This window comes from Achromobacter sp. D10 (assembly GCF_035282245.1).
In the GTDB taxonomy this organism is placed as follows: domain Bacteria; phylum Pseudomonadota; class Gammaproteobacteria; order Burkholderiales; family Burkholderiaceae_B; genus Achromobacter; species Achromobacter insolitus.
Map to the genome: position 1 here is coordinate 749305 of NZ_JAYJLE010000001.1, position 23119 is coordinate 772423.

At 65.5% G+C, this 23119-nt stretch carries 22 protein-coding genes; 7 read left to right on the forward strand and 15 right to left on the reverse strand.

Translation table 11 applies throughout. From position 1 onward, the window contains the following. Positions 1-2 precede the first annotated feature (2 nt). The gene (locus VCS63_RS03595; RefSeq protein ID WP_042795765.1) at positions 3-383 is read right to left on the reverse strand and encodes a MerR family transcriptional regulator; all 381 of its coding nucleotides are present in this window, start codon (positions 381-383) and stop codon (positions 3-5) included. Positions 384-455: 72 nt separating this feature from the next. Between VCS63_RS03595 and VCS63_RS03600 the strand changes: the two genes are divergently transcribed. Further along, positions 456-1523: an MBL fold metallo-hydrolase gene (locus tag VCS63_RS03600; protein WP_149063455.1), complete on the forward strand. Its 1068-nt coding sequence runs from the start codon at positions 456-458 to the stop codon at positions 1521-1523. 82 nt (positions 1524-1605) lie between these two features. Here the strand turns inward: VCS63_RS03600 and VCS63_RS03605 are convergent, their stop codons facing one another. Beyond that, a complete protein-coding gene (locus VCS63_RS03605) occupies positions 1606-2232 on the reverse strand; it encodes a LysE family translocator (RefSeq protein ID WP_042795763.1) in 627 nt (208 codons plus the stop codon). Positions 2233-2367: 135 nt separating this feature from the next. Between VCS63_RS03605 and VCS63_RS03610 the strand changes: the two genes are divergently transcribed. After that, complete coding sequence (locus VCS63_RS03610) at positions 2368-3093, forward strand: nitroreductase (protein ID WP_323878463.1); 726 nt, start codon at positions 2368-2370, stop codon at positions 3091-3093. Between the two features lie 82 nt (positions 3094-3175). Beyond that, positions 3176-4369 carry a cystathionine beta-lyase gene (metC, locus tag VCS63_RS03615; RefSeq protein ID WP_042795762.1) on the forward strand — a complete coding sequence of 398 codons (1194 nt, stop codon included), beginning with the start codon at positions 3176-3178 and terminating at the stop codon, positions 4367-4369. Positions 4370-4391: 22 nt separating this feature from the next. On the opposite strand, the gene VCS63_RS03620 is transcribed toward metC, so the two are convergent. The 5 genes from VCS63_RS03620 to argS all read right to left on the reverse strand — a co-directional run bounded on the left by VCS63_RS03620 (position 4392) and on the right by argS (position 9854). Then, a complete protein-coding gene (locus VCS63_RS03620; protein WP_063639185.1) occupies positions 4392-5357 on the reverse strand; it encodes a hypothetical protein in 966 nt (321 codons plus the stop codon). Next, complete coding sequence (locus tag VCS63_RS03625; RefSeq protein WP_323878464.1) at positions 5336-6547, reverse strand: ABC transporter substrate-binding protein; 1212 nt, start codon at positions 6545-6547, stop codon at positions 5336-5338. Before VCS63_RS03625 ends, VCS63_RS03620 begins: the two co-directional genes overlap by 22 nt. Before the next feature lie 136 nt (positions 6548-6683). Continuing rightward, the gene (locus VCS63_RS03630) at positions 6684-7313 is read right to left on the reverse strand and encodes a thiol:disulfide interchange protein DsbA/DsbL (RefSeq protein WP_042795759.1); all 630 of its coding nucleotides are present in this window, start codon (positions 7311-7313) and stop codon (positions 6684-6686) included. 81 nt (positions 7314-7394) lie between these two features. Beyond that, positions 7395-8147, reverse strand: a complete 753-nt coding sequence (locus VCS63_RS03635; RefSeq protein ID WP_323878467.1) for an SPOR domain-containing protein — start codon at positions 8145-8147, stop codon at positions 7395-7397. A 9-nt stretch (positions 8148-8156) separates the two neighbouring features. Further along, positions 8157-9854: an arginine--tRNA ligase gene (gene argS / locus VCS63_RS03640; RefSeq protein ID WP_042795757.1), complete on the reverse strand. Its 1698-nt coding sequence runs from the start codon at positions 9852-9854 to the stop codon at positions 8157-8159. Positions 9855-10188: 334 nt separating this feature from the next. Here argS and VCS63_RS03645 point away from each other — a divergent pair, with 334 nt between their 5' ends. Together VCS63_RS03645 and VCS63_RS03650 are read left to right on the forward strand one after the other, a co-directional pair. Further along, on the forward strand, positions 10189-10536 hold the full coding sequence (locus VCS63_RS03645; protein WP_042795756.1) for a DUF1840 domain-containing protein: 348 nt from the start codon (positions 10189-10191) through the stop codon (positions 10534-10536). A 90-nt stretch (positions 10537-10626) separates the two neighbouring features. Next, the gene (locus tag VCS63_RS03650) at positions 10627-10944 is read left to right on the forward strand and encodes a hypothetical protein (protein WP_042795755.1); all 318 of its coding nucleotides are present in this window, start codon (positions 10627-10629) and stop codon (positions 10942-10944) included. 76 nt (positions 10945-11020) lie between these two features. On the opposite strand, the gene VCS63_RS03655 is transcribed toward VCS63_RS03650, so the two are convergent. The 6 genes from VCS63_RS03655 to VCS63_RS03680 all read right to left on the reverse strand — a co-directional run bounded on the left by VCS63_RS03655 (position 11021) and on the right by VCS63_RS03680 (position 17055). Next, positions 11021-11821, reverse strand: coding sequence for a carbohydrate ABC transporter permease (locus tag VCS63_RS03655; RefSeq protein WP_042795754.1), 801 nt, complete (start codon positions 11819-11821; stop codon positions 11021-11023). After that, complete coding sequence (locus tag VCS63_RS03660; RefSeq protein ID WP_063639187.1) at positions 11818-12693, reverse strand: carbohydrate ABC transporter permease; 876 nt, start codon at positions 12691-12693, stop codon at positions 11818-11820. Before VCS63_RS03660 ends, VCS63_RS03655 begins: the two co-directional genes overlap by 4 nt. 16 nt (positions 12694-12709) lie before the next feature. Continuing rightward, positions 12710-14005, reverse strand: coding sequence for an ABC transporter substrate-binding protein (locus VCS63_RS03665; RefSeq protein ID WP_042795753.1), 1296 nt, complete (start codon positions 14003-14005; stop codon positions 12710-12712). A 27-nt stretch (positions 14006-14032) separates the two neighbouring features. Further along, on the reverse strand, positions 14033-15088 hold the full coding sequence (locus VCS63_RS03670; RefSeq protein ID WP_042795752.1) for an ABC transporter ATP-binding protein: 1056 nt from the start codon (positions 15086-15088) through the stop codon (positions 14033-14035). Between the two features lie 116 nt (positions 15089-15204). Beyond that, positions 15205-16002, reverse strand: coding sequence for a phosphodiesterase (locus VCS63_RS03675; protein WP_063639188.1), 798 nt, complete (start codon positions 16000-16002; stop codon positions 15205-15207). Between the two features lie 39 nt (positions 16003-16041). Further along, positions 16042-17055 (reverse strand): LacI family DNA-binding transcriptional regulator, encoded by a 1014-nt coding sequence (locus tag VCS63_RS03680; RefSeq protein WP_042795750.1) that lies wholly within the window; start codon positions 17053-17055, stop codon positions 16042-16044. Positions 17056-17371: 316 nt separating this feature from the next. Here VCS63_RS03680 and VCS63_RS03685 point away from each other — a divergent pair, with 316 nt between their 5' ends. Continuing rightward, positions 17372-18700, forward strand: a complete 1329-nt coding sequence (locus VCS63_RS03685) for an amidase (protein ID WP_042795749.1) — start codon at positions 17372-17374, stop codon at positions 18698-18700. 101 nt (positions 18701-18801) lie between these two features. Here VCS63_RS03685 and leuA read toward each other — a convergent pair whose 3' ends face one another. Both leuA and VCS63_RS03695 read right to left on the reverse strand, forming a co-directional pair. Then, complete coding sequence (gene leuA, locus VCS63_RS03690; RefSeq protein ID WP_042795748.1) at positions 18802-20514, reverse strand: 2-isopropylmalate synthase; 1713 nt, start codon at positions 20512-20514, stop codon at positions 18802-18804. A gap of 509 nt (positions 20515-21023) precedes the next feature. Next, the gene (locus VCS63_RS03695) at positions 21024-21653 is read right to left on the reverse strand and encodes a hypothetical protein (RefSeq protein WP_042795747.1); all 630 of its coding nucleotides are present in this window, start codon (positions 21651-21653) and stop codon (positions 21024-21026) included. Here VCS63_RS03695 and rpoN point away from each other — a divergent pair. Next, complete coding sequence (gene rpoN / locus VCS63_RS03700; protein WP_063961223.1) at positions 21652-23097, forward strand: RNA polymerase factor sigma-54; 1446 nt, start codon at positions 21652-21654, stop codon at positions 23095-23097. The genes VCS63_RS03695 and rpoN overlap by 2 nt on opposite strands. Positions 23098-23119 lie beyond the last annotated feature (22 nt).

The window sequence follows — 23119 nt, forward strand, 5'->3', positions numbered from 1 at the left end:
GCTTAAGGCTTTTGCGCGAGCAGCTCGCGGCATTGCTGTTCCTGCTGCGCGATCTCGCGCAGGGTATCCTCGATATCGCGGCGCTGTTGTTCCAAGGTCGCGCGGTGCTGTTCCAGCACGGTCAGGTATTGGCGCAGCTGGACCTCGGTATCGCCCGGGCCGTCATACATGTCGATCAAGGTCAGGATCTCGGACAACTGCAGGCCCAGGCGCTTGCCGCGCAAAGCCAGCTTCAGGCGCGTGCGGTCGCGCGGCCCGAAGATGCGGTTGCGTCCTTCGCGCGCCGGGCTGACGATCCCTTGGTCTTCGTAGAAGCGGATCGTGCGGGGCGTGACGTCGAACTCGCGTGAGAGTTCAGAGATGGTCCAGGTTGACGGGGACATGCGACGTGTGGCAGTTTACGTAAACGTAAATTATGATGACTTGACCCGATCGTCAAGCGTGGAGAAGAGGCAATGAACCCCAACGAGCAGAAACTGCAGTACCCCTGGGCCGATTTCCAGCCTGAAGCCGGCCGTTCGCACGTGGTGGCGGAAGGGGTCAAATGGATCAGGATGCCTCTGCCGTTCGCGCTGGATCATATCAACCTCTGGCTGCTGCGCGACAACATCGACGGCCGCGAGGGCTGGACCATCGTCGACTGCGGCATCACGCGCGACGAAGTGAAGACGCTGTGGGAAGCGGTGTTCGAGAACGAGCTGGAAGGCCTGCCGGTGCTGCGCGTGATTGTCACCCACATGCACCCGGATCACGTGGGCCTGGCGCATTGGCTGTGCGAACGCTGGGATGCTCGCCTGTGGATGACGATGACGGACTTCATGGTGGCCTCGCTGTGGTCTTCGCGGCGCGGCGAAGGCGGCGCCGGTCCCGGCGGCCAGTCGGCGGTGGACCACTTCGCGCGCCATGGCTTGACCGACCCGGACGCGCAGGAACAGATCCGCCAGCGCGCCAACTATTACCCCAACCTGGTGCCGGCCATGCCTGCGCGGTACACGCGCATCCTGCACGGCGACGCGGTGCGCATAGGCGGGCGCGACTGGCGTGTGATCGTGGGCTATGGACACGCGCCCGAGCATGCCTCGATGTTTTCTCCCGACCTGCGCGTGCTGATCTCGGGCGACATGGTGCTGCCGCGCATCTCCACCAACGTCAGCGTGTTCGACTACGAGCCGGACGCGAATCCCCTGCCTTTGTACCTGCGTTCGCTGGACGGCTATGCCGACCTGCCCGAAGACACGCTGGTGCTGCCTTCGCACGGCCGGCCTTTCAAGGGCCTGCATGAGCGCATCGCGCAACAGCATGAACACCACCGCGACCGCCTGGCGGAAGTGCTGGAGGCCTGTGCGGTCCAGCCGCAATCGACCACGGACATCGTGCCGGTGCTGTTCAAGCGCAAGCTGGACCTGCACCAGCTGACCTTTGCCATGGGCGAGGCGCTGGCGCACCTGCATGCCCTGTACTTCGAAGGCAAGCTCAAGCGCGCGCAAGGCGCGGATGGCATCGTGCGGTTTTCGGCGGTCTGAGTCCGCCAGGCGGCCGGAAGGCAAGGCGGCGCCTGGGCCGCCGCCATACGCCAAACCCCAGCGCCAAGCCTTAGCGCAAGCCTTAGCGCGAGGCCGTTGCCAGCCGCACGGCCAGGCCGACGAATACCAGCGCGGCGATCCGGTTCAGCCAGCGCTTTGCCGTCACCGAGCGTTGCAGCAGTTCGCCGAACGCGCCCGAAAAGAATGCGATGGCGCCGAACACCAGCAGCGTGGACACCATGAATACCGCGCCCAGCTGCATGGTCTGCAGGCCCACTGGCCCCAGCGCCGGAGAGGTGAACTGCGGCAGGAAGGCGAAGAAGAACAGCAGCACCTTCGGATTGGTCAGGTTCATGACGATGCCGCGGCGGTACAGCGCGCCGGGCTTCATGGGTTCGGGGCGCTTGCCGTCCTCGGCGCCGACCGGTGCGCGCAGGATCTGCCAGGCCAGATAAGCCAGATACGCGGCTCCGGCCAGCTTGAGCACGGTGAAGGCCATGGGCGAAGCCGCGAACACGGCGGCCAATCCGACTGCCACCGCGGCTGTGTGTCCCAGCAGCCCCGTGCACAGCCCCAGCACCACGAACATGCCGGCCTTGCGGCCCCAGATGGCGGACTGCATCAGTACGAACAGGTTGTCCGGCCCCGGAGTCAGGGCCAGCAGCACGGCAATGCCGAAGAATGCGATCAGGGTATCGATGGGCAGCATGAGGGTTCGCCTGGAACGGTTCGGCCGCCCTGGGGAGGCCGAAAGTGGCATCATAAAGGCAAAGACGTGCCCATCATGCATGCGCATGCGTCCCGGGACGAGGCGCCTGCGAACCGACCAGGAGAGACAACCGCCATGCCCCCCACCGCCATGCCGCGATCCCCGGAACCCCAGCAAGACGGCGACGCGCGCCCCGATGCCGCGCTCGAAGCGTGGCTGCATGCGCGCCACAGTTGCCGCGCCTTCCTGCCCGAGCCGGTTGCGCGCGGCACCATCGAACGCATCCTGGCGCTGGCGCAGCGCGCCGCGTCCTGGTGCAATTGCCAGCCCTGGCACGTAACGATCACCGAAGGCGCGGGCACGGAACGCTTGCGCGGTGCGTTGCAGCGCCGGGCGCAACAGTCCGGCTTCACTCCGGATTTCCCGTTTCCACGCGAATACCAGGGCGAATACCTGGCCCGCCGGCGTGAGTCGGGGTTTCAGCTTTACGGCGCGGTCGGTGTGGCGCGCGGCGACCGCGAGGCATACCGCCGCCAGGAAATGCGCAATTTCCAGCTGTTTGACGCGCCGCACGTGGCCATCGTCACCACCGACGAGGCGCTGGGTGAGTACGGCGCCATGGATTGCGGCGGCTATGTGGCCAATTTCCTCCTGGCGGCCCAGGCCAACGGCGTGGCCACCATCGCCCAGGCGTCGCTGGCCATGTACCCGGAAGTCCTGCGCGAGGAACTCGGCATTGCGGCCGATCGCCGCGTGGTCTGCGGCATTTCCTTTGGTTATGCGGACACCGAGCACCCTGCCAATAGCTACCGCACCAGCCGGGCGCCGCAGTCCGAGACCGTTACCTGGGTCGGCGAGTAAGGACAGGCCGCGCCCGGCCTGATATGGTTCACCCTGATCGCTTCTATCCCGCTCCTGTCCATTCGCAAGCAGTCCTCTGAAGATGCCAAGCAAACACATCGATACGCTTCTGCAGCACGCAGGCACCGCCCCGTTCAATCCCGAAACCGGCACGGCGCCGGTGCCTCTGCCGCCCATGCGCGCCAGCACCGTGCGCTTCGAGAACCTTGCCGCGCTCGAAAAGGCCCAGCGCAGCAAGGCGGCAGGCGGACGCGCCTCTACCTACGGGCGCATGGGCATGGACACGCATGCCGCGCTGGAGCAGGTCTTTACCCAGCTCGAAGGCGGCACGCATTGCTATCTGGCGCCCTCGGGCCTGTCGGCCATGACCATGGTCATGCTGGCCCTTTGCTCGGCTGGCGACCACGCATTGATTTCGGACTGCGTATACGGCCCGATGCGCGAGCTGGACGACGCGGTGCTCAAGCGCATGAACATCGAGATCACCTATTTCGCGGCCGGCGAAGACCTCGAAGAACTGGTGCGTCCGAATACCAAGCTGCTGTACGTGGAATCGCCGGGATCCCTGCTGTTCGAGATGCTGGACATGGGCGCCATGGCGGCCTTCGCGCAGAGCCACGGCCTGGTGCTGGCGACCGACAATACCTGGGGTTCGGGTTACATCTACCGACCGCTGACGCTGGGCGCGCAGGTGTCCGTCATCGCCGGCACCAAGTACGTGGGCGGGCACTCCGACCTGATGCTGGGCGCCGTCGTCACCAATGACGAACAGGTCGCCCGCAAGCTCAATCGCACGCAGTACGCCATGGGCTATTCCATCAGCGCGGACGACGCTTGGCTGGCCTTGCGCGGCGTGCGTACCATGCCCATCCGCATGGCGCAGCACGCGCGCCATGCCATGCAGGTGTGCGAATTCTTCAAAGGCCGCCCCGAGACGGTGCGCTTGTTCCATCCGGCCTGGCCGCAGGATCCGGGCCACGCGTTGTGGCAGCGCGATTGCACCGGCTCCAATGGCATGCTGTCGGTCGAACTGCGCTTGTCGCCGGCGGCCGCGCGCGTGTTCGTGGATTCGCTGACCCTGTTCGGCATCGGCTTTTCCTGGGGCGGCTACGAAAGCCTGGTGCAGCTGGTGTCGGGCAAGGACCTGGCCAAGCACCGCTACTGGGGCGAAGGCGACAACGCCCTGGTGCGCCTGCACATCGGCCTGGAATCCCCGGACGACATCATCGCGGACCTGACGCAGGCGCTGGAGAAGGCCGCGGCCGTCCAGGGCTGAGCATCCGCCCGGCGCGGCGCGCTCAGGCCGCCGCGCCGCGTATCCAGGCGCCGATGCGGGCGGCGATATCGTCGCTGTTGTCGTCCATCATGGGCATGTGCGAATTGCCGGCAATGCCCATGTCCGCCAGACGCCATGTTTCCACGCGCGCGCCCTGCCGCGCCAGCTCGTCTGCATAGGCTTGGCCGGTGGCGCACAGCTTCTCCCAAAGCGGCGTTGCGTCCAGGTAGTCGCCATAGACAAACAGGAAGGGCTTGTCGGCCACGGCGCCAGCCGCCACCTCGGACGAGAAGCCCGACGGCTCGATGCCGATGACGCCGCGCACCAGGTCGGGCCGTGCCTGCAGCGCGCGATAGGCGACCTCGCCACCGTGGCTGTGCGCCATTACCAGGCATGGTCCCACGCGTTCCAGCACCGCGCAGAATCCCCGTAATGCAGCATCGTTGTTGCCCAACCAGCGTGGCACCGCAAGGCGGATGAAGCTGTCGAACGCATCGACCGGAAAGCGCAGGCCCGCAAAGGGATGGCGCGCCGCGTAGTCTTCGGCGCGCCCGAAGCGGAACAGCGTCCAGCTTTCCTCGGCATTGCGGATGATGGGCGGCTCGGGCCAGACTTCCTTGAAAGGAGCCCAGCCCGCGCGGCCGCGCTCGACGTTGTCGACCACGTACACCGCATGCCCCTGGCGCAAGAAATGCTGCATCCAGCCGGGCCGGCCGTCGGGGGTCTGCTCCCACATTGCGCCCGTCATGCCGCCGCCATGCAGCAGCACGATGGGCAGCGGATGCGCCAGCCGGGCGGGGATGAAGTACTGCACGTAGGCCTGCTCGAAGTGATACAGGCCGTTCGGGTCATAGGCGAGCGAGGCGCTTTGCGTGAACGCGATGTCGCGCACCGGGAGGCCGCCGATGCGCACCTGCCGGCCTCCCGCGTAGAAGCTGCCGAAGTCGGCCAGCGTCACCGGCTGCGTCATGGCTTGACCAGCGGGCATTGGCTTTCCGACAAGGGCCAGGCCAGCGTGGCGCCGGGAATGTTGCGTACGATGTTGTAGTAATCCCAGGGCGCCTTGGACTGCTCCGGCGTCTTCACCTGCGCCAGCATCATGTCGCGCACCACCAGGCCGTCTTCGCGGATGCGCGCATTCAGGCTGAAGGGGTCGTCGATGGGCAGCGACTTCATCTTTGCCATGACGGCATCGGCGTCCACCGTACCGGCGGCCTTTACGGCTTGCAGATAATGGCGCACCGAGCCGTAGACGCCGGCCTGCAGAAAGGTCGGCGGACGCCCCACGCGGGCCTCGAATTTCTTGGCGAAGGCGCGCGTTCCGTCGTTCATGTCCCAGTAGGATGGAACGGTCAGGTAGGTCTTCTGCGCAGCCGACAGGCCCAGGCTGTGCACGTCGGTGATCAGCAGCAGCATGGCGGCCAGCTGCTGTGCGCCGCCGATGCCGAATTCCGCCGCCTGCTTGATGGCCGAAATCGTGTCGCCGCCCGCATTGGCGATGGCGATGATCTGCGCCTTGGAGGCTTGCGCCTGCAGCAGGAAGGACGCGAAGTCGGATGCGTTCAGGGGATGGAAGACGGTGCCGACGACCTCGCCGCCATTGGCCTTGACCACGGTTTCGGTGTCGGCTGCCAATTGCTTGCCGAAAGCATAGTCGGAGGCCAGGATGAACCAGCGCTTATTGCCCTCGTTGACTACTGCCGTCGCCGTGCCGCGCGATAGCGCGTACGTGGTGTAGGTCCATTGCACGCCATAGGGCGAGCACTGGGCCTGGGTCAGCGCCGTGGTGCCGGGGCTGGAGAACAGCACGATCTTTTTCTTTTCGCGCGCGATACCCTGCACCGCCAGCGCGACCGACGAGTTGGGCACGTCCACGATCACGTCCACGCCGTCGGTGTCGTACCACTTGCGGGCCATGCCGCTGCCGATGTCGGGCCGGTGCTGGTGATCGCCAGAGACCAGGGAAATGGGCTTGCCCAGCAGGGTGCCGCCCATTTCCTCGATGGCCAGGCGGGCGGCTTCGACAGAACCCTTGCCCGTGGCGTCGGCGGTGACGCCGGCCATGTCCGTGAGTACGCCGATCTTCACGCCATCGGCTTCATTGGCTTGGGCCAGGCTGGCGGCCACGGCCAGGCACAGGCTCAGCATCGCGCGGCTGCGCGGGAATCGCTGCTTCATTTGTCTTCCACCCATTGTGTGCCGCTGTCGCGGCGATTTGTTGTGGGGAAAGTGTAGCGCGGGCCCTGGCCGGGGCTCCAAATAAAAACGCCCCGGCCTGGCGGCTCGGGGCGTTGCGGATTCCGGTTGCAGCGTGTCAGTTGCGCGCCATCGGGATCAGGCGGCTCACTTCCTTGAGCGCGCCCTCGTAGCTGTTGCCGGCCATGACCGGCGAGGTCATGAACTTGCCGCCGACGGCAAACGACGGGGTGCCGTCGATGCGGTAGGCATCGGCCAGCTGGTTGGCGCGCTGTACCTGCGTCTGCACGCTGAACGAGTCGAAGACCGAGTCGAATTTCTCGCGGTCCACGCCCTGGGTCGCGATCCATTCGCCCATAGCCTTCTTGTCGAACAGGCGCTTGTGCTCGCCGTGGATGGCGGTGAACACCTTGGCGTGCAGGTCGGGGCGGTCCAGGGCCAGCAGGGTGTAGTAGAGCTGCTGCAGCGGCTTCATGCCGGCGTTGAAGGCGATCGGCACTTGCTTGAGCACCACGTCCGGGGGCGCGGTCTTGGCCCAGTCCTCAACCATGGGTTCCATGGCGGCGCAGTGCGGGCAGGTGTAGGCAAAGAATTCCAGGACCTCGATCTTGCCCGGGGTATCCGACGGCAGGGGCGGATTGATGGGCACGAATTGCTGCGCGCCTTGCGCGTGGCTTGCCGGGCTGAAGAATGCCGTGGCGGTCAGCGCGGCCGCGGCCAGGATGCGGATTATCTTGGGGGACAGCATGGATGAGAGGTTCCTGAGTAAAAAGTTACAGACCGACCCAGGGCCGGATAAGTTCAATGCTCGTGTCCGTGGCGGCGCGCATTACTGGCGCACCACGGCGGTCTCGATCTTGTTTTCGCCCAGGCGGCCGCGGGCGCGATTCATGTCGTCCAGGCGCGCAAACGGCCCCACCCTGACCCGGTTGATGGGCTTGCCGTTCACTTCGGCCTTTTGCACGGCCACCGGCAGGCCCAGCAGGATGATGCGGGCCTTGAGGGATTCCGCATCGTTTTCGCCCCGGAACGCGCCGGCCTGCAGGTAGTACGTGCCGTTGGCCGCGGACGCGGTGGCCGCCGGCTTGGGGGCAGGCGCGGGCGCCGCGGCGGGGGCGGACTTGGATATCGGCGTGGGCGCCTGGCTGGGCGCGGCGGCAGGCGGCGCGGAGGCCACGGCAGGCGCCCTGGTGCTGGGCAGGGTAGCGATCAGCGCGCCCAGGTCGTCCAGTTTGGCGGGCGTGTCATCACCCTTGGAGACGGTGGGACCCGTGGCCGGGCCGGTGCCTGCACCCGGCAGCGGCGCGGGCGCGGTGGCGGTCGGGCCGGTGGACGGGACGCCGGCGGCGCCATCGCGGCCGTACAAGCCGGCATTGGGGTCCGGCGCCTGGCGCGGGTCGGGCAGCTTGCCGTTGTCGCCCTGGCGGCTGGCCCGGTCGACGAATGGCACGGGAGCCTTGGTGACGTAGAAGGCGACGACGGCGGCCACGATGAGGCCGAGGAGCAAGCCGGCCAGCGCGCCGTACAGGGTGCTGCCGCTTTCGCCGGAGGACCGGCGGGTGGTTTTGCGCTTGGTTGCCATGAACCGATGTTACATCCGCTCGGGCGCGGACACGCCCAACAGTTCCAGGCCGTTGGCCAGCACCTGGCGCGTGGTCGAGGCCAGGCGCAGACGGGCCAGCTTCAGGGCCGTGTCGTCGACCAGCACGCGTTCAGCGTTGTACCAGGCATGGAAATCCGAGGCGCAGTCGCGCAGCCAGAACGCGATATGGTGCGGCGACAGATCCTGCGCCGCCAGCGCCACGACGCTGGGGAATTCGGCCAGGCGCTGCATCAGCGCGAATTCGGTCGGCGCGGTCAGCAGCGCGGCATCGGCCTGGGCCACGTCGGCGGCCGGCATGGCGGCGTTGTTCACCACCGAGCAGATGCGGGCGTGCGCATACTGGATGTAATAGACGGGGTTCTCGTCGCTCTTGGACAGTGCCAGGTCCACGTCGAACACGAATTCCGTGTCGGCGCGGCGCTGGATCAGGAAGTAGCGCACCGCGTCGCGGCCCACCCAGTCGATCAGGTCGCGCATGGTCACATAGCTGCCGGCGCGCTTGGAGATCTTGACCTCTTCGCCGCCCCGCATGACTTTGACCATTTTGTGCAGCACGTAGGCGGGGTAGTCCTTGGGAATACCCTCTTCCAGCGCCTGCAGGCCGGCGCGCACGCGCGCCACGGTGCCGTGGTGGTCGCTGCCCTGGATGTTCACGGCGCGGTGAAAGCCCCGTTCCCATTTGGCCTTGTGATAGGCCACGTCAGGCACGAAGTAGGTGTAGCCGCCTTCGCTCTTCCTCATGACGCGATCTTTGTCGTCGCCCGTGCCCAGTTCGGTGGTGCGCAGCCACAGGGCGCCGCCTTCCTCGTAGGTATGGCCGCCGGCGATCAGCGCCTTGACGGTCGCTTCGACCCGGCCGGAGGTGTAGAGCGAGCTTTCCAGGTAGTAATTGTCGAACGCCAGGCCGAAGGCCTGCAGGTCCAGATCCTGCTCGCGGCGCAGATAGGCCACGGCGAAGACGCGGATGTCTTCGAGGTTGTCGACATCGCCCGTGGCGGTGACGGCCACGCCGTCGGACTGGATGGTCGCGCGGGCTTGGAAATCGCGCGCGATATCGGCGATGTAATCGCCCTTGTAACCGTCGGCGGGCCAGTCGGGGGAATCGGTCGTCAGGCCGCGGGCGCGGGCTTGCACGCTGATGGCCAGGTTCTGGATCTGGTTGCCGGCGTCGTTGTAATAGAACTCGCGCGTGACGTCCCAGCCGATGGCGTCGTACAGGCGGCAGATGGCGTCCCCAAGCGCAGCCTGGCGGGCGTGGCCCACGTGCAGCGGGCCGGTGGGATTGGCCGACACGAACTCGACCAGGATCTTCTCGCCGTTGCGCGGCGAGCGGCCGAAAGCGGCGCCCTGCTCGGCCACGGCGGCGATGACGGCCTGGCGCGCGGCGGGGGTGATGCGCAGATTGATGAAGCCAGGGCCGGCGATCTCGGCGGCCTCGATGAGGTCGACGGCGCCAGGCTGCGCCATCAAGGCGTCGACGATGGCCTGGGCCAGTTCACGCGGGTTGCGGCGGGCGGGCTTGGCCAGTTGCATGGCCACGTTGGTGGCGACGTCGCCGTGGGCGGCGACCTTGGGGCGCTCCAGAAGCACGTTGGCCCGGGCCGTATCGGCCTGGGCATCGGGCAGGCTTTGCGCGACGGCGGCCTGGATCAGGGAGATAAGCTGTTTTTGTTGCTCGAGGAGCATGGGCGTCTGGAGAAGTTCTGAGTTAGTGACGGACGCGCCCGCACAGGTCAAGCCTGTCGGGCGGAGCGGACAGGGGGCGGCATGGCCGGGCGGACCGCGCGTGCCGGATTCATGGCCGCGGATTCATGGCCGAGTCAGGCCCCGCTGTCACGGGAATCTCCTGAATGATAGCTTGATTTGGCCTTTGATCCGGCCCGGACCCAAGCCCGACGCCCGGCGCCGGCTGGTCTTGGGGACGGATCATGACGGCTGTCGGACCCGGTTCCCCAGGCCAGTTGGCAGCCCCCGGGTGTTGCGGTAGTGTATGTAAGTAATCAATGTGGGAGACTGGAATATGCTGATCACCTTTCATTCCAAGGTCGTGGCCGAGGTTCTGATGCTGACCGACCATGCTGGCGCGTTGCTGCAGGCGGCGGGCAAGTCGTTCAAGGACAAGATCCCGGAACGCGGCGTTTTCACCGTCGAGCAACTGGGGCCGGCCATCAGCGGCATCGAACGCGCGATCGAGGACTACCAGACCGCCCATGACGGCACCGAGGAAGAAGACGACGACAAGGCCCCGGCATCGCCCATGGCCCGCATGGTGGGCCTGAAGGAACGCGCCTTCCCCCTGCTGGACATGATGCGCCAGTCCTTGGCGGCAAACGCTGAAGTCACCTGGGAGGTGTCGCGCGGCTGGTAAGCCGGCGAGCCCAATGTCGCCGGGCGGACAATCTGCCCGGTGTTTTTTGCCTACCCTACTCGGCTGACGCCACCCCCAAGGAATCACAACATGCGCAGCGATATCACCATCGTTTTCGACTCCCGCCGTTCGCTCGACCTCTCGGCCAGCGTCGAGCCCTCGCCGCAGCGCCAGAGCGACGCGCGCGACTGGTTCGACAGCGCCTGGGAAACGCTGGGTTGCGAGCCGTTGCGTCCCAGCGGCAAGGTCCTGCTGCTGGACAAGGTGCTGGGCGTGGCCGATGCCCTGGGCTACGAGACCCTCTCCTCCGACGAAAAGGAAGCCCGCGAGTTCGCGGAGCACCTGGCGCTGGCGCTGGAGCGCCCGCGCATTACCGTGGATCTGCCTGGGCTGACCGTAGGCTACTGAGCAACCAGGGCTCATTTCAAAAAAATACTGCCCCGGAAGGGGCAGTATTCATTTGGGCCGATCCCGTCCGTGCGTTCTAGCGGATGCCTGCGCGCATAAACGACTGCACAAACTGGCGCTGGAACAGCAGGAAGGCGATCAGGAGCGGCGCGGCCGACATCAGCGTGGCCGCGGTGATGACCGACCAGTCGATGCCCTGGTCGGTCGACGAGAACACCTGCAGCCCCACCGTCAACGGCCGCGATTCGACCGAATTGGTGATGATCAGCGGCCACAGGAAGTTGTTCCAATGGTGGCTGACCGACACCAGCCCGTAGGCCACGTATATCGGCTTGGCGAGCGGTACATACACCTTCCACAGGACCTGCAGGGCGTTGGCGCCTTCCATGCGGGCGGCCTCTTCCAGTTCGCGCGGCACCGTCTTGAAGGTCTGGCGCAGCAGGAAGATGCCGAAGGCCGACGCAAAGTACGGCAGGCCGATGGCGAACACCGTGTCGCGGATGCCCAGTTGGCTCATGGAGCGGTAGTTTTCCACCAGCAGCACGTCCGGCATGATCATCAGCTGCAGCAGCACCAGCATGAAGACGAAGTCGCGGCCGCGGAACTCGAAGCGCGCGAAGGCGTAGCCGGCCAGGGTCGACAGCACCAGTTGCGCCGCCAGCACCATGGTGACCAGCAGGAAGGTGTTGAGGAAATAGCGCGGGAACGGCGCCGCGTGCCAGGCGCGCACGAAGTTGTCCAGCGTCAGCGGCGCGAACAGGTCGAAGCGGGTCGCATAGGCGGGCGGATGGAACGCCGCCCACATGGCATAAGCCAGGGGCAGGATCCACAAGAGACCGAGCGCCCAGGCGCCCAGGGTATCGAGCTTGTCTTTCATTGATAGTGCGTCCTGCGGTCCAGCCAGCGGAACTTGATCAGCGCGGTCAGCGCCAGCACCACCAGCAACACGACGGTCAGCGTGGCGGCGTAAGCCGTGTCCCAGAAACTGAAACCCACCTGGTAGATGTAGTACAGCAGCAGCGTGCTGGCGTTATCGGGCCCGCCCCGCGTCATGACCACCACATGGTCCACCAGCCGGAATGCGTTGATCAGGGCGTTGATCAGCACAAAGAGCGTGGTGGGCATCAGCAGCGGCCACAGGATGCGGCGGAAATACTGCCAGCGCGATGCGCCCTCGAGCATCGCGGCCTCGCGTAGCGACGGCGATACCGTCTGCAGCGCAGCCAGGTAGAAGATCATGAAGAAGCCGGCTTCCTTCCAGACCGTCACCAGCATCAGCGCGGGCAATGCGGTCTCGCGGTTGCCCAGCCAGTTGGGGCCGGGCGAGCCGAACAGCTGCATCACCTGCGCAATCAGCCCGTACTGCGGCGTGTAGAAGAACAGCCAGATATTGGCCACCGCCACCATGGGCAGCACCGTGGGCGTGAAATAGGCCATGCGCAGGAAACCGCGTCCGCGCAGGTTGCGATTCACCCATAGCGCCATGATCAACGCGATGCCGATCGAGGTGGGGATGGTGCCCAGCGCGAACCACAGGTTGTTCCATAGCGATTGCCAGAACACCGGGTCATCGCGCATGACGGCGTAGTTGTCCAGCCCCACGAAGCGCGCGGGGCGCGCGCCCTTGGGGGTGGAGAAAAAGCTGTGCCATAGCGTCGCCACCGCCGGGTAATGCGTGAAGGCGGCGAGCAGCACGATGGCTGGCAGCAACAGCAGCCAGCCATAAAGCGCGTTTAAAGAGCGGCTCATCGTGCTTACGGCCTGTTTACTTGTAGGGACGCAGTATGCGATCGGCCTCGCGTTGCGCGTCGGTCAGGGCCTGCTGCGGCGTCTTGGAACCGGTCAGGGCGGCTTGCAGGGCGTCGTTCAGGGTCTTGGTGACGCGCTGGTTTTCATGCGTGGAGAACTCCGCCACGCTGACTTCCAGCTGGTCGCGCGCGACCGCGGCGGCCGGTACTTCCTGCGCGTACTTCTTCATCTTTTCGGTCTGCCAGGCGGCCGGGGTCACGGCCACGTAACCGGTGGCGATGCTCCAGTCCGCGGCGCGCTCGGGCGTGGTGACCCATTGCGCGAACTTCAGCGCGGCCTGCTGCTGCGCCGGCGTGCCGCTCTTGAAGATGTAGAAGTTGCCGCCGCCGGTGGGGCTGCCGCCGCGCTTTTGCTGCGGCATCATTGCCACGCCGAAGGGGAAGTCGGCGTTCTTGCGGATGTTGGTCAGGTTGCCGGTCGTGGTCCAGACGATGGCGGCCTTCTTTTCCAGGAAGTCCTTGGGCGTGGTGCCCCAATCGATGGTGCCGGTCGGCATGATCTTGTGTTTGGCGGACAGGTCGCGCCAGAACTGCGCGGCTTCCACCACGGCCGGCTTGTCCAGGTAGACCTCGTTGCCGGCTTCGTTCATCAGGATCGCGCCGTTCGGAGTGGTCAGCGCCTGGAACAGCCAATAGGCGAACGCGCCGCCCGACGGAATCTCGATGCCCCATTGCGTCGTGTTGCCGGAAGCATCCTGCTTGGTCAGCTTCTTGCCATAGTCGACCAGTTCGGCCCAGGTCGCCGGCGCGCGTTCGGGATCCAGCCCGGCGGCCTTGAACAGGTCTTTGTTGTAGTACATGACGATGGTCGAACGCTGGAACGGCACGCCCCAGGTGTGGCCGCCGGTACGGCTGTTCTGCATGAAGGCGTCATAGAAGCCGCCCAGCCACTTCTTATCGGCGTCGCTCTTGGCCAGGCTGTCGATCGGAACGATGGCGTCCTCGTCGATCAGCGTGAACATGTCGGTGGACAGCAGCACCGCCAGCTGCGGCGGCGTGCCGCCCTTGAGCGCGGTCAGCGCCTTGGCGATGGAGTCCTGGTAGGAGCCGGCGTAGATCGGCTTGATCTTGATGTCCGGATTTTCCTTGTGGAAATCCGCCACCATGTCGTCGACGATCTTGGTGATCGGGCCGCCGACCGCAACGGGGTAGTAGAACTCCACTTCGACGGGCTTATTCTGCGCCTGCGCGGGCAGCGACAGGCAGGCGGCGGCCAGGCTGGCGGCCAGGGTTTTCAGTACGGTACGACGCATGTTGGTTTCCTTTCCTGTGTACGGGCCCTAGCGGCCGGCGGAGTTGATGACCGCCGTGTCGGCGGCAAAGAAGTGCTGCTGGCTGTCTTGCCAGGACAGTCCCAGTGTTTCGCCCACGCTGGCGCGCAGATGGCCGCCCACGCGCACGGCCACGCCGCGGGTGTCGCCGACGCGGCACACCAGAATGGAATCGGCGCCGAAGTACTCCACGCTTTCCACGGTGGCGGGAATGCCGTTGGCGTCGATACGGATGTGTTCGGGGCGCACGCCCAGTTTCACGGCGCCTGTGGGGGCACCAGAGATGGCGGGGCTTTGCGTGCCCGCGATGACCATGGCGCCCTGCGCAGGGGCCAGGCCGATCAGATTCATGGGAGGCGTGCCGATGAAGCGCGCGGCGAATTCGGTGGCGGGACGCGCATACAGGCCGTCAGGCGTGTCGTGCTGCTCGATCTTGCCACCACGCAGCAGCACCACCTGGTCGGCCATGCTCATCGCTTCGGTCTGGTCGTGCGTCACGTAGACCATGGTGATGCCCAGGTCCTGCTGCAACGCGCGGATTTCGCGGCGCATTTCATGGCGCAGCTGCGCGTCCAGGTTGGACAGCGGCTCGTCCATCAGGCAGACCGGCGCTTCGGAAATCACGGCGCGGCCCAGCGCCACGCGCTGTTGCTGTCCGCCCGACAACTGCGAGGGCTTGCGGTCAAGCAGGTGATTCAGGCCCAGCAGGCCCGCCACGCGCTGCAGGCGGCGGTCGTAATCGCGCGCCGGCTCCTTGCGCACCTTGAGCCCGAACAGGATGTTCTCGCGTACGGACAAGTGCGGAAACAGGGCGTACGACTGGAACACCATCGAGATGCGCCGTTTGGCGGGCGGCAGCTGGGTGACGTCGCGGTCGCCGATGCGTATGGTGCCGGAGGTCGGCGTGTCCAGTCCGGCAATCATGCGCAAGGTGGTGGATTTTCCGCAGCCCGACGGTCCCAGCAGGACCGTGAAGCTGCCGGCGGGAACCGTAAAGCTCACTCCGTGGATCGCGGCGGCGTTGCCGTACTGTTTGGTGAGGTTATCCAGGACGATGGATGACATGCTGTCTCGAAGATCTAATAGTTAGATCCGCATTGTTGCCTGTTATGAAAACCTTTTCATTGTGCAGCGCAAACATGACGGATGTATGGCAAGGCAAACTTTCGTAGTCTATGGCCTCAGGCGAAAGGATATGGGCCGGGGTATTCCCCAATGACCGCATGATGCGTGACCAGGTTCTTGCCCTGCCACCAATGCAGCTGATAGCCCGGCGGTTCCATGATGTATTGCAGCGTCGGGCGCGGTCCCAGCTCCAGCGCGAGCTGATGCGCAGTACCCGGACAGGTGGATGCGATCGTGCCGCCGAAGCGCTGGAATATCGTGCGGTGCAGGTGGCCGCAAAGAACGCGCTCCACGTTGGGAAACCGCGCCACGATGCGTTCGAGTTCAGGCGCGCCCGCCAGCAGGCCGATGGCGTCCATGTGCTCGATGCCGGTCAGGAACGGCGGGTGGTGCATCAAGACCAACGTAGGGCGCTCAGGTTGTTCCGCCAGGCGGGCGGCCAGCCAGTCCAGGCGGTCCTGGCATAGCTCGCCATGGCTCTTCATGGGCACCACGGTGTCCAAGGCCAGCATGCGCAGCGGATAGGTTTCTATGGCGTACTGGATAAACGGTCCTTCCCCTTGCAGATAACCATGGTCAGGGAAGGCAGCGCGCAACTGGGCGCGGTCATCGTGGTTGCCGGGCAGCAGGAAATAGGGAATCTCCAGCGCTTGCAGGTGGTCCCGCAATGCCTGGTACTCGTGCGGACGGCCCAGGTCCGTCAGGTCGCCTGTGATCAACACGCAGTCGGGCCGCGGCGTCAAGGCGTTGAGCGCGCGCACTGCCGGCGCCAGGAAGGCCGCGGGATCGATGATGCCGTAGGCCTTGTCGCCAGGGGTGCGCATATGCAGGTCGGTGATTTGTGCGATGAGCATGACGCGTAGACAAGAAAATGGTTGTTGTAGGGATATGCCTTAACGGCGCACCGGCGCGGCGGTGCCGCCGACGACGATGCAATGCGGCAGGCGGTCCGAGTGTGGGGGCTGGCCTTGTATCTGCGCCAGCAAATTCGAGCAAGCCGTTTCCCCGATGCCGTCGCTGGGTTGGGCCACGGTGGTCAGGGGCGGGGTGAGCAAGGCGCCGAAGCGCATGCCGTCGAATCCGCATACCGAGATATCGGCGGGCACGGAAAGCCCCAGACCCACCAGGTCGGCGATGACTGCGGTTGCCAGCAGATCGTTGGAGCAGAACAGGGCGGTGGGCGCCTGCTTGCCGCGCAGCGCGGCCTTTAGGGCCTCCAGGTCGCTGCCTGTGTGCGAACTCATGGAAATGTGCTGGATGTCGTCCAGGCCCAGCCGCTTGGCGCAGGCACGCGCGCCGGTCAAGCGGCGGCGGGCGCGATCCGATGCGGTCAGCGGGCCTGTCACCAGGGCGATGCGGCGGTGGCCCAGCGCGGCCAGATGGGCCACCATGTCGCTGGCGGCCGCGCGATTGTCGACGGACGCAAAGGGATGGGCGCCGGACTCGTTGTAGACCAGCACGTAGGGAATGCCCGCGTGGTCCAGGTCGTCCAGCGTGGCGCTTTTGGCGGCGTCCGCGACCGTCAGGATCAGGCCATCCACCTGGTGGTCCATCAGGCCCTGGACCGCCGCGGATTCCACCGCGGGATCGTAGCCGGTGGCGGTCAGCATGACGCTATAGCCCGATTCCCGCGCGCGCCGCTCCGCGCCTTCGAAGCATTCAGCGAACACGGGATTGGACAGCGTGGGCAGTATCAGGCCGATGGTGCGCGTGCTGCCCGAGCGCAGGCTGCGGCCCACGCGATTGGGTCGGAAGCCCGCGCGCTTTGCCACGTTGCGGATGTGCGCGAGTGTGTCGGGATGCACGATCTCGGGCTGGTTGAACGCGCGCGAAACCGTCGCCGGGGAAACCCCGGCCTTGCGGGCCACTTCAATAATGGAAAAGCGGGGCGACGAGCGCGAAGCCATGGCAGGATTGCTGTCGGGTTTCGTGAAAACGATTTCATCTTACTCGACAAATATGACCTTTGTGTTGCACGGGTTTGCGCTATGCTGATACCGACGCAACAATAAATCGCCATGGCGCGGCACGCGGTTTTTCCCGGGAAAATGCGGATTTTTTGGTGTTTTTCCTAATTGACGCGACGCGCACAATGGCAGGAGTCGGTCCAACCGGACTGCGCGGCAATATGCCGCGCATAACGGCGGATCCTCGGTCAAAGGGGACCGGGTGCGTATTTTGCTGCCGTGCAAGACGCGCGGTACCGGTAAAGAGGAAAGGACCATGTCTACTGCCTTGAACAGACTTGGCGCGCTGGAAGCCGCGCGCAAGCTGCAACGGCGCGAACTGACCGCGGAGCAGCTGGTGCGCGCCTGCTTTGCGCGCATCGAGCAACGCGAAAGCACCATCCATGCCTGGACCGCGCTGCAAAAGCAGGCCGCGCTGGATCGCGCGCAGGAACTGGATCGCGGCGCGCTGCGTGGCGTGCTGCATGGCCTGCCCATGGGCGTGAAGGACCTGTTCGACACCGTCGACCTGCCCACGCGTTACGGCTCGCCCATCTATGAACGCCACCATCCGGGCCTGGACGCGGCCTCGGTGGCGCTGTGCCGCGGCGCAGGCGCGATCGTCGTCGGCAAGACCGTGACGACCGAATTCGCCACTTATCAGGCGGGTCCCACGCGCAACCCGCGCAACGAAGCCTACTCGCCCGGCGGCTCGTCCAGCGGCTCGGCCGCGGCGGTGGCCGACGACATGGTGCCCTTCGCGTTGGGCACGCAGACCGCGGCTTCCATCATCCGGCCCGCTTCCTATTGCGGCATCGTGGGCTTCAAACCCACCTTCGGCAGTATTTCGCGCGCGGGCGTCAAAAGCCTGGCCGAGTCCCTGGACACCATCGGCGGTTTTGCCCGTTCGGTGCCGGACGTGGCGTTGTTCGCTTCGGTACTGATGCGCGATCCCCGCATGCTGGACCTCGCATACGACGGCAAGCCGCGCATCGGCATGTACCGCAGCCTGCAATGGCGGCATGCTTTGCCCGAAACCAAGGAGGCCTACGCACAGGCCGCGGCCATTCTGTCGCGCGCCGGCGCCGTGGTCGAAGAATTGCCGCTGCCGCCCGAGCACTGCGTTCTGGTGCAGCTGCATGCGGACATCATGGCGTTCGAAGCGTCGCAGGCCCTGGCCTATGAGCGTCTGGAGCATGCGGCGCAGCTCAGCCCCAAGATCCAGGCCATCCTGGAAGCGGGCTCGCGGATTACGTCGGAAGAGCACCAGAAAAACCTGATGCGCGTTGCCGAATCCCGCGCGCGCGTGGATGCCTGGTTCGACAAATACGATGTGCTGCTGGCGCCAAGCGCGAGCGGCGAGGCGCCGTTTGCCGACCTGGGCACGGGCGATCCACAGTTCTCGCGTGCCTGGACGGTATTCGGCCATCCCAGTCTGAGCCTGCCGTTCGCCACTGGCCCGCAAGGCCTGCCTGTCGGGCTGCAACTGGTCGGCGCGCGCTACAGCGACCATCGCACGCTGGCGCTGGCGGCATGGGTCCATCAGCGGCTGCTGGCGGCCACCGCGCCGGATATCGGCGCCTCCGACATCTGGCCGCGCGGCTGAGCGTCGCCCGTCCGCGCGCGGGCGTGGACTGCGCGTGCGCGGCACGCGCCCGAAGAAAAAGCCAGCCCGATAAGGCTGGCTTTTTTACGCCGGATCGCGGATCACGCGGTCTCAGCGGTTTCTTGCTCGGTTGCGGTCACCGCGCCGGCATTGATGTGGCGGTTCACGGCGCTCAGCACGGCCTGGAACGAGGCGGTCACGATGTCGCGGTCGATGCCCACGCCGAAGCCGGTGCTCGATTCGCCGACACGCAGTTCCACATAGGATGCGGCGCGGGTGTCGGTGCCGGTGCCGATGGCATGCTCGTGGTAGTCCATGATGCGCACGGGCACGTCCAGCGCTGCCACGAAGGCCGAGATGGCGCCGTCGCCCTTGCCCGTCACGATGCGGCGTTCACCGTTGTATTCCAGTTCGGCTTCGATGCTGAAGTGCTGGCCCTCGCCGGCAGCCGGATTGCCGTCGATGCGGTGGCGCACCAGCTTCCAGGGCGACTTCTGTTCGAGGTATTCGCGGTTGAAGATCGTGTGCACGTCGTCGGCGGTGACTTCGCGGCCGGTCTCATCCGTGACGCGCTGGATGGCGCGGCTGAACTCGATCTGCAGGCGGCGCGGCAACACCAGGCCATGTTCCTGCTCGAGCAGGTACGACACGCCGCCCTTGCCCGATTGGCTGTTCACGCGGATGACGGCATCGTAGCTGCGGCCAAGGTCGGCGGGATCGATGGGCAGGTACGGCACTTCCCAGACGGCGTCGGCCTTCTGTTGGGCAAAGCCCTTCTTGATCGCGTCCTGATGCGAGCCCGAGAATGCGGTAAACACCAAGTCGCCCGCATACGGATGGCGCGGGTGGACCGGCAATTGGTTGCAGTATTCGGCGCAGCGGCGCACTTCATCGATGTCCGAGAAGTCCAGTTCCGGATGCACGCCTTGGGTGTAGAGGTTCAAGGCCAGCGTGACGAGGTCGACGTTGCCGGTGCGTTCGCCGCTGCCGAAGAGGCAGCCTTCGATGCGGTCGGCGCCAGCCATCACGGCGAATTCAGCGGCGGCCACGGCGGTGCCGCGGTCATTGTGCGGGTGCACGCTGAGTACGATGCTGTCCCGTCGCGCCAGATTCTTGTGCATCCATTCGATCTGGTCAGCGTACAGATTGGGGCTGGTGGCTTCGATGGTGGCGGGCAGGTTCAACACCATCTTGCACTCGGGCGTGGGCTGCCATACGTCGGCCACTGCGTTGGAGACTTCCAGCGCGAATTCGGGTTCGGTCGTGCTGAAGACTTCGGGCGAGTACTGGTAGCGCCATTGCGTTTCCGGATGCTGCGCCATGTACTGCTTCACCAGGCGCGTGCCGGTGGTGGCGATGTTCTTGATTTCGTCCTTGCTCATGTTGAACACGACCTTGCGGAACGCCGGCGCGCAGGCGTTGTACAAGTGGACGATGGCTTGCTTGGCACCCGCGGCGGATTCCACCGTGCGGCTGATCAGGTCTTCGCGCGACTGGGTCAGCACGATGATGGTGACGTCATCGGGGATGCGCTTTTCATCGATGAGCTTGCGCACGAAATCGAAGTCGGTCTGGGAGGCCGAGGGGAAGCCCACTTCGATTTCCTTGAAGCCGATCTTCACCAACTGCTCGAAGAAGCGGAGCTTGCGCTCGACGCTCATCGGTTCGATCAAGGCCTGGTTGCCGTCACGCAGATCCGTGCTCATCCAGATCGGCGCCTTGGTGATGCGGCGGCTGGGCCAGGTGCGTTCGGAGTAGTCGCGGGTAAAGGGCGCGAAGGGGACGTATTTGGTAGCGGGGTTGGCAAGCATCATTACTACACCTCGATCGGTTTCTTTTGAATCCCGGGAGTACTACCCTCGGCGGCTGCGCGACCGGATGGCGGTCTTGTGCCAGGATTTGCCGTGATTGACCGGCAGGATTCAGAGATAAAAGGGGGAAATCGCGTGTGGCAAGCGTGGCTGCCGAGCTACCACGGGGACACTAGGCCCGGCAACCGATCGGTAGGTATAGCGATAGCGCGATGGCGGAGGAACGAGCGCGCAGGCCGGCGACCGGAGCGTCGAAGCGTCCGGTGGCAATCGCGAAGGGGGTGCGGTGAGCGGCCATAGGTTGCTAGTCAAACATATTTTTGCCGCCAGCGCAACTGAATACTCTTTTGTGTGGGGGTGAGATACAGGCTGCAGGTAGGCCATTTCGCTGAAGAAAATTCAGCAAAAACGGGGTTGGATAGTTTTCGGCTTACGCGTCGCTATGGGGGGCAAGGGACCAAAACAAACAGGCCGCCCGTGGGCGGCCTGGTCTGGGAGGCGGGAGGACGAACTTACCGGGCTGGACCGATGCGCGGTTCCACATAACGTTCGGTGCGGCCTTCAGTGCGCGCTTCGCGGCGGACTTCGTCGCGAGGATCACGCGGCGCGCGGTCGGACAATTCCAGGATGCGGGCCTGTTCCGCAACCATGGCGATCTTGCCGGCGCGATTGTGGCGAATTTCAGACAGGGCGCGGCGCAGATCGCCCACCGTAAAGGGTTCCTGGCGGTCGCCCCACGTCCAGCGCAGCACGCCCAGGGTCTCCTCGGACAGGTTGGGCGCCAGGTCCGCCAGCACGCTGGTTTCGACCGGCGTGGCGCTGCCGGAAGCCAGGCTGGCGGACAGCCAGGCGCGCAGCGTGAAGAACACGATCAGGGTCCAGATGCCGGCCACCACCCACCAAATATAGGGGTTGACCTTCTGCACCATGTCCATGGTCGGCTGGCCCAGGGAATGCAGGAACTCGTAGTTCACGGTGCGTCCGAAATTCAGTATCCAGTTGGCGGCCAGATACCAGACGACCAGGGCGACGGCGATGACAATCGCACGCAGTATGAGTCGAGGAAGCGCCAGTTTGAGCAGGGTCTGGCCGATCAGGCGGCAGTCCTGGCGGACGCTTGCGGGCGAAGTCAGATTCATCATGCAAAATATTGTACCTATGACCCGCCCAATTTTAGAACTGCGACCTGGTCAGCATTTGACGCTGACGCCACAACTGCAGCAATCGATCCGATTGTTGCAGCTGTCCACGCTCGACCTCGAAGCCGAGATCTCGCAAGTGCTGGCGGAGAACCCGCTGCTGGAGCGCCAGGACGAAGCGCCGTCGGCCGAGGCGCCAGCGGAATCCGACCGCGAATCCTCCGTGCAGGACGACGAACCCGCCGCTGAGCGCGAGACGCCAGTGGATGAGATGCCGGGGTCCGGCGGCGTCTATCCCGACGAGGACTCCAGCCGGCCCGAGGCCGCGCGCCCCGACACGCTGCGCGAGCATCTGCTGGGCCAATTGGGGCTGACGCGGGCCGCCCCGAGGGACGTCGCGCTGGCCGGCCTCCTGATCGACGAACTGGACGAGAACGGGTATCTGGGATCGCCGCTGGAGGAAATCCTGGACTGGTTGCCGGCGGAACTGGAGCCGGACCTGGATGAGCTGAAGGCGGCCCTGTCGCTGCTCCAGTCCTTCGATCCCCCAGGCATCGGCGCGCGCGACATGGCGGAATGCCTGCTGTTGCAGCTGCGCAACCCGGACCTGGAACAACTGCCTGAAGCGGCGGATGCCGCGGTATTGGCCTGTGCACGCCAGATCTGCGCGCAGCACCTGGCCCTGTTGGCGACGGGCAACGCCGCGCGCCTGTGCGCCGCCGTGGGCTGCGATGAAGCCACGTTCCGTTCGGCCCATGCGCTGATCCGGCGCCTGGAGCCGCGTCCGGGGCGCGCCTGGACCGTGCCCGCGGCCGACTACGCCGTGCCCGACGTCATCGTGCGCAAGACCCGCGGCGGCTGGCAGGTGACCCTGAACAGCGCCGCCGTGCCCAAGCTGCAGATCAACGGGCTCTACGCCCAGATGCTGGGGAATCAAAAGGAATCCGCGCACGCGGGGCTGCAATCGCAGCTGCAGCAGGCACGCTGGATGATCCGCAATGTGGAGCAGCGTTTCGACACCATCCTGCGCGTAGCCCAGGCCATCGTGCAGCACCAGACGGCTTTTTTCAGCCAGGGGCCTGCCGCCATGCGGCCGCTCATCCTGAAGGACATCGCTGGCGAGCTCGGTTTGCACGAATCCACGATTTCACGGGCCACAACACAGAAGTACATGCTCACTCCGTTTGGCACGTTGGAGCTCAAGCGCTTCTTTGGCACGGGCGTGTCGACGGACGGCGGGGACGCCACCTCGGCCACGGCGATACAGACTTTCATCCGGCAAATGGTGGCGGAGGAGAACCGGGCCAAGCCTTTGTCCGATAGCCAGATCATGCAAAAGCTGGCCGATCAGGGGATAGTCATCGCCCGTCGGACGGTGGCAAAGTACCGCGAAGCGCTGCGGATAGCCCCGGCGGCATTGCGCAAGGCCCAGGCGGCCGCCCGTTGAGCATGCTTCGGAAATCAGGGAC

What these genes read in the sequence shown, in the direction of transcription:
- VCS63_RS03620 (WP_063639185.1), bottom strand. Translation starts at nt 5,357, where the DNA reads ATGCCCGCTGGTCAAGCCATGACGCAGCCGGTGACGCTGGCCGACTTC.
- VCS63_RS03665 (WP_042795753.1), bottom strand. Translation starts at nt 14,005, where the DNA reads ATGCGTCGTACCGTACTGAAAACCCTGGCCGCCAGCCTGGCCGCCGCC.
- VCS63_RS03610 (WP_323878463.1), top strand. Translation starts at nt 2,368, where the DNA reads ATGCCCCCCACCGCCATGCCGCGATCCCCGGAACCCCAGCAAGACGGC.
- rpoN (WP_063961223.1), top strand. Translation starts at nt 21,652, where the DNA reads ATGCAAAATATTGTACCTATGACCCGCCCAATTTTAGAACTGCGACCT.
- VCS63_RS03605 (WP_042795763.1), bottom strand. Translation starts at nt 2,232, where the DNA reads ATGCTGCCCATCGATACCCTGATCGCATTCTTCGGCATTGCCGTGCTG.
- VCS63_RS03625 (WP_323878464.1), bottom strand. Translation starts at nt 6,547, where the DNA reads ATGAAGCAGCGATTCCCGCGCAGCCGCGCGATGCTGAGCCTGTGCCTG.
- VCS63_RS03650 (WP_042795755.1), top strand. Translation starts at nt 10,627, where the DNA reads ATGCGCAGCGATATCACCATCGTTTTCGACTCCCGCCGTTCGCTCGAC.
- VCS63_RS03680 (WP_042795750.1), bottom strand. Translation starts at nt 17,055, where the DNA reads ATGGCTTCGCGCTCGTCGCCCCGCTTTTCCATTATTGAAGTGGCCCGC.
- VCS63_RS03635 (WP_323878467.1), bottom strand. Translation starts at nt 8,147, where the DNA reads ATGGCAACCAAGCGCAAAACCACCCGCCGGTCCTCCGGCGAAAGCGGC.
- VCS63_RS03670 (WP_042795752.1), bottom strand. Translation starts at nt 15,088, where the DNA reads ATGTCATCCATCGTCCTGGATAACCTCACCAAACAGTACGGCAACGCC.
- VCS63_RS03695 (WP_042795747.1), bottom strand. Translation starts at nt 21,653, where the DNA reads ATGATGAATCTGACTTCGCCCGCAAGCGTCCGCCAGGACTGCCGCCTG.
- metC (WP_042795762.1), top strand. Translation starts at nt 3,176, where the DNA reads ATGCCAAGCAAACACATCGATACGCTTCTGCAGCACGCAGGCACCGCC.
- VCS63_RS03630 (WP_042795759.1), bottom strand. Translation starts at nt 7,313, where the DNA reads ATGCTGTCCCCCAAGATAATCCGCATCCTGGCCGCGGCCGCGCTGACC.
- VCS63_RS03645 (WP_042795756.1), top strand. Translation starts at nt 10,189, where the DNA reads ATGCTGATCACCTTTCATTCCAAGGTCGTGGCCGAGGTTCTGATGCTG.
- VCS63_RS03660 (WP_063639187.1), bottom strand. Translation starts at nt 12,693, where the DNA reads ATGAGCCGCTCTTTAAACGCGCTTTATGGCTGGCTGCTGTTGCTGCCA.
- leuA (WP_042795748.1), bottom strand. Translation starts at nt 20,514, where the DNA reads ATGATGCTTGCCAACCCCGCTACCAAATACGTCCCCTTCGCGCCCTTT.
- VCS63_RS03655 (WP_042795754.1), bottom strand. Translation starts at nt 11,821, where the DNA reads ATGAAAGACAAGCTCGATACCCTGGGCGCCTGGGCGCTCGGTCTCTTG.
- argS (WP_042795757.1), bottom strand. Translation starts at nt 9,854, where the DNA reads ATGCTCCTCGAGCAACAAAAACAGCTTATCTCCCTGATCCAGGCCGCC.
- VCS63_RS03600 (WP_149063455.1), top strand. Translation starts at nt 456, where the DNA reads ATGAACCCCAACGAGCAGAAACTGCAGTACCCCTGGGCCGATTTCCAG.
- VCS63_RS03595 (WP_042795765.1), bottom strand. Translation starts at nt 383, where the DNA reads ATGTCCCCGTCAACCTGGACCATCTCTGAACTCTCACGCGAGTTCGAC.
- VCS63_RS03685 (WP_042795749.1), top strand. Translation starts at nt 17,372, where the DNA reads ATGTCTACTGCCTTGAACAGACTTGGCGCGCTGGAAGCCGCGCGCAAG.
- VCS63_RS03675 (WP_063639188.1), bottom strand. Translation starts at nt 16,002, where the DNA reads ATGCTCATCGCACAAATCACCGACCTGCATATGCGCACCCCTGGCGAC.